Below are 4757 nucleotides of genomic sequence, written 5' to 3'. Positions count from 1 at the left end.
CTTATATTTATTGGTCGCGCGCAAGATCGTGGTCGGCCTGCGTCCGGTGCGTCAGGAACGCCGCGAGCCGATGGGCAAGCTGATTCCGCTGCCGATGGCCAAGGTCAACCGCCGTCGTATCGAACCGTAAACCTTCTTTTTATAGTGGCCGGACCTGCTCCGGCCGCGGCCATCGTCGATCCGCGATTGACGGGGCCAGGCATTTTTCTGGATAGAGTGGCATGAGCGAAAGCGTCGATAGCGTAGAACTGTTCACCGACGGCGCCTGCAAGGGCAACCCCGGCCCGGGCGGCTGGGGCGCCTTGCTGGTGTGCAAGGGCGTCGAAAAGGAACTGTGGGGCGGCGAAGCCAACACCACCAACAACCGCATGGAGCTGCTCGGCGCCATCCGTGGCCTCGAAGCCTTGAAGCGGCCCTGTGAAGTGCTGCTGGTGACCGACTCGCAATACGTGATGAAAGGCATCAACGAGTGGATGGCCAACTGGAAAAAGCGCGGCTGGAAGACAGCCGCGAAAGAGCCGGTGAAAAACGCTGATCTGTGGAAAGAGCTGGATGAGCAGGTCAACCGGCACAAGGTCACCTGGAAGTGGGTGCGCGGGCACATTGGGCATCACGGCAACGAGCGGGCCGACCAGTTGGCCAACCGTGGGGTGGATGAGGTTCGCGGGTACAAGCAGAGCTGATTGCCAGCAGGCTCACTCCCTCCATCTGCAATGCATTCCCCTGTAGGAGCTGCCGCAGGCTGCGATCTTTTGATTTTGTTTTTTCGAAAGCAAGATCAAAAGATCGCAGCCTGCGGCAGCTCCTACAGGGTTATCGGTGCCGATCAAGCGGTGGTGGGCGAAGCGCACCGTGAGCGTGTTAACATCGCCGCTTTTGCACGATTGACCCCGTTGAGAACTGAACACTGATGGCCACCAGATCCGTTGTACTCGATACCGAAACCACCGGCATGCCGGTGACCGATGGTCACCGGATCATTGAAATCGGCTGTGTCGAACTGATCGGTCGGCGCCTGACAGGCCGGCACTTTCACGTTTACCTGCAACCGGATCGCGAGAGTGACGAAGGCGCGATCGGCGTGCACGGCATCACCAACGAATTCCTTGTCGGCAAACCGCGTTTCGCCGAAGTGGCCGACGAGTTCTTCGAGTTCATCAACGGCGCGCAGCTGATCATCCATAACGCGGCGTTCGACGTTGGTTTCATCAACAACGAATTCGCCTTGATGGGCCAGCACGATCGTGCGGACATCACCCAACATTGCACCATCCTCGACACCCTGATGATGGCTCGGGAACGTCACCCGGGGCAGCGCAACAGCCTCGACGCCCTGTGCAAACGTTATGGCGTCGACAACTCCGGCCGTGAACTGCACGGCGCCTTGCTCGACTCGGAGATTCTCGCCGACGTCTACCTGACCATGACCGGTGGCCAGACCAGCCTGTCGCTGGCCGGCAACGCTTCCGACGGCAATGGCACGGGCGAGGGCGCGGACAACTCTGCCACGGAAATCCGTCGTCTGCCGGCGGATCGTCAGCCTGCGCGGATCATTCGGGCGACGGAAGAGGAACTGGCGGCGCATATGGCGCGGCTGGAAATCATCGCCAAGTCGGCGGGTGGGCCAGCGTTGTGGACGCAGATTGCCGAGGCTGATGCTCAGGCCTGAAAGATCAAAAGATCGTCCGAACGCGGCCCGAACCTTCGGCAGCTCCTACAGGGGATTGCATTCCAATGTAGGAGCTGCCGAAGGTTCGGGCCGCGTTCGGACGATCTTTTGCTTTTGGCTGAATGAAGCCAACTGGCCACCCTCGCCACTTTCGCTGCAACCCTCTACCCTGAGTGCATTGGCTGACTTGATCCGCCGCCTCAGGACACTGAGCCCCATGTACAAAGATTTGAAGTTTCCGGTGTTGATCGTCCATCGCGACATCAAGGCCGACACGGTCGCCGGTGACCGTATCCGCGGCATCGCCCGGGAGTTGGAGCAGGAAGGTTTCAATATCGTGTCGGCCATCGATTACACCGAAGGGCGGTTGGTGGCGTCGACCCATCATGGTCTGGCGTGCATGCTGATCGCGGCCGAAGACGCGAGCACCCATTCCCATCTTTTGCAAAACATGGCCGAACTGATCGGCCTGGCCCGGGTGCGCGCGCCGGATCTGCCGATCTTTGCCTTGGGCGAACAGGTCACCCTGGAAAACGCCCCCGCCGATGCCATGGCCGAGCTCAATCAACTGCGCGGCATTCTCTATCTGTTCGAAGACACCGTGCCGTTTCTCGCCCGGCAAGTGGCGCGGGCGGCGCGCAAGTACCTGGATAGTCTGCTGCCGCCGTTTTTCAAGGCGCTGGTGCAGCACACCGCCGATTCCAATTATTCCTGGCACACACCCGGGCATGGCGGTGGCGTGGCTTATCACAAGAGTCCGGTGGGGCAGGCATTTCACCAGTTTTTCGGGGAAAACACCCTGCGTTCGGATTTGTCGGTCTCGGTGCCGGAACTCGGTTCGCTGCTCGATCACACTGGGCCGCTGGCTGAAGCTGAAGAACGCGCGGCGCGCAATTTTGGCGCTGATCACACGTTTTTCGTGATCAATGGCACCTCGACTGCCAACAAGATCGTCTGGCACTCGATGGTCGGCCGCGATGATCTGGTGCTGGTGGATCGCAACTGCCACAAGTCGGTGCTGCACGCAATCATCATGACCGGCGCGATCCCGCTCTACCTGTGCCCCGAGCGTAACGAGCTGGGGATCATCGGCCCGATTCCGCTGAGCGAATTCAGCCGCGAGTCGATCCAGGCCAAGATCGACGCCAGCCCGCTGACCAAGGGCCGGGCGCCGAAAGTCAAACTGGCGGTGGTGACCAATTCGACCTACGACGGACTGTGTTACAACGCCGAGCTGATCAAACAGAGCCTGGGCAACAGCGTCGAAGTGCTGCATTTCGATGAGGCGTGGTACGCCTATGCGGCGTTTCACGAGTTCTTCGCCGGGCGCTACGGCATGGCCACCTCGCGCACAGAAGACAGCCCGCTGGTGTTCACCACCCATTCCACCCATAAGCTGCTCGCCGCATTCAGCCAGGCCTCGATGATTCATGTGCAGGACGGCGGCGCGCGCCAACTGGACCGTGACCGTTTCAACGAAGCGTTCATGATGCACATCTCGACCTCGCCGCAGTACAGCATCATCGCTTCGCTGGACGTGGCCTCGGCGATGATGGAAGGTCCGGCCGGGCGGTCGCTGTTGCAGGAAACCTTCGACGAAGCGCTGAGTTTTCGCCGGGCGCTGGCCAATCTGCGCCAGCACATCGCCGCCGATGACTGGTGGTTCTCGATCTGGCAGCCGCCGGGCGTCGAAGGCATCGACCGGGTGCAGACCGCAGACTGGCTGCTGCAACCGGACGCCGATTGGCACGGCTTCGGCGAAGTCAGCGATGACTACGTGCTGCTCGACCCGATCAAAGTGACCCTGGTCATGCCCGGATTGAATGCCGGCGGCGCGCTGAGTGAGAAAGGCATCCCGGCGGCGGTGGTCAGCAAGTTCCTCTGGGAGCGCGGGCTGGTGGTGGAGAAGACCGGGCTGTATTCGTTCCTGGTGCTGTTCTCGATGGGCATCACCAAGGGCAAGTGGAGCACGCTGCTCACCGAGTTGCTGGAGTTCAAGCGCAGTTACGACGCCAACGTCAGTCTCGCAACCTGCCTGCCCTGTGTTGCGCAACAGGACAGCGCGCGATATCGCGGCATGGGTCTGCGTGACTTGTGCGATCAACTGCACGCCTGTTACCGCAGCAACGCCACCGCCAAACACCTGAAACGCATGTACACGGTGCTGCCGGAAATCGCCATGAAGCCGGCCCACGCCTACGATCATCTGGTGCGTGGCGAAGTCGAGGCGGTGCCGATCGATGAGCTGGAGGGACGGATTGCGGCGGTGATGCTGGTGCCGTATCCACCGGGCATTCCGCTGATCATGCCGGGTGAACGCTTCACCGAGGCGACCCGCTCGATCATCGATTACCTGAAGTTCGCCCGCACGTTCGATAGCAGCTTCCCCGGTTTTGTCGTCGATGTGCATGGACTGCAACATGAAGATGAGGGCAATGGGCGGCATTACACCGTCGATTGCGTCAAGGAATGAGGACCTTCCCGAGTATGCAACCGGTCATGAATCCGAAATACCCAGGGTTGTCGGTGCGCGTCGCCGACGACGGTTTCGCAGCGTATATCTGGGGCAGCGATTTCAGTTTCGAGGTAGCTGCCTACGGCGCGGCGGTGATCGGCCAGCCGGTCGAGCGCTGGGCGGTGACGCCGATCGTGCCATATCGCAAGTGCTACGGCATCGACCCTGAAGAGTTCAGCAGCTATCGCGATGCCGCCGACAGCGCGATTTTCATGGCGTATCTGGACGACGAGCCGGTCGGTCATCTGGTGATCAGCACCAACTGGAACGGCTTTGCCCACATCGACGAACTGGCGGTGCATGCACCGGCGCGCCGGCATGGTGTGGCCAAGGCGTTGCTGGATGTCGCACAGTTCTGGAGTCGCAAGAAAAAGCTGCCGGGGATCATGCTCGAAACCCAGAACAACAACCTCGGTGCCTGTCGCCTGTATGAGCGTTGTGGCTACGAGATGGGTGGCATCGACCATCTGCGTTATCGCGGGATTGACCCGAACACCGCGGAAGTTGCGCTGTTCTGGTATCGACTGTTCGATAACCCGCTGGAAAACCCGCTCAGCTCGCCAGCATCGCCTC

4 protein-coding genes and 1 pseudogene are annotated in these 4757 nt (G+C 60.8%); all 5 read left to right on the top strand.

Annotated elements, in window-relative coordinates; genetic code table 11:
• Positions 1-130: pseudogene (locus tag DBR18_RS26865) on the top strand (SAM-dependent methyltransferase); the annotation flags it as partial.
• A 91-nt stretch (positions 131-221) separates the two neighbouring features.
• Positions 222-683 carry a ribonuclease HI gene (rnhA, locus tag DBR18_RS26860; protein ID WP_003224162.1) on the top strand — a complete coding sequence of 154 codons (462 nt, stop codon included), beginning with the start codon at positions 222-224 and terminating at the stop codon, positions 681-683.
• Between the two features lie 227 nt (positions 684-910).
• Positions 911-1669 (top strand): DNA polymerase III subunit epsilon, encoded by a 759-nt coding sequence (gene dnaQ, locus DBR18_RS26855; RefSeq protein ID WP_007965849.1) that lies wholly within the window; start codon positions 911-913, stop codon positions 1667-1669.
• A 217-nt stretch (positions 1670-1886) separates the two neighbouring features.
• Entirely contained in the window at positions 1887-4142 is a 2256-nt protein-coding gene (locus DBR18_RS26850) for an Orn/Lys/Arg decarboxylase N-terminal domain-containing protein (RefSeq protein WP_108592591.1), read from the top strand.
• 14 nt (positions 4143-4156) lie between these two features.
• Positions 4157-4757: GNAT family N-acetyltransferase (locus tag DBR18_RS26845; protein ID WP_108592604.1), on the top strand; the 601-nt coding region annotated here is incomplete at its 3' end.

Source organism: Pseudomonas sp. HMWF021 (assembly GCF_003061005.1).
Classification (GTDB): domain Bacteria; phylum Pseudomonadota; class Gammaproteobacteria; order Pseudomonadales; family Pseudomonadaceae; genus Aquipseudomonas.
The sequence above is the reverse complement of the archived record's forward strand: the minus strand, read 5'-3'. Positions and strand labels throughout refer to the sequence as shown.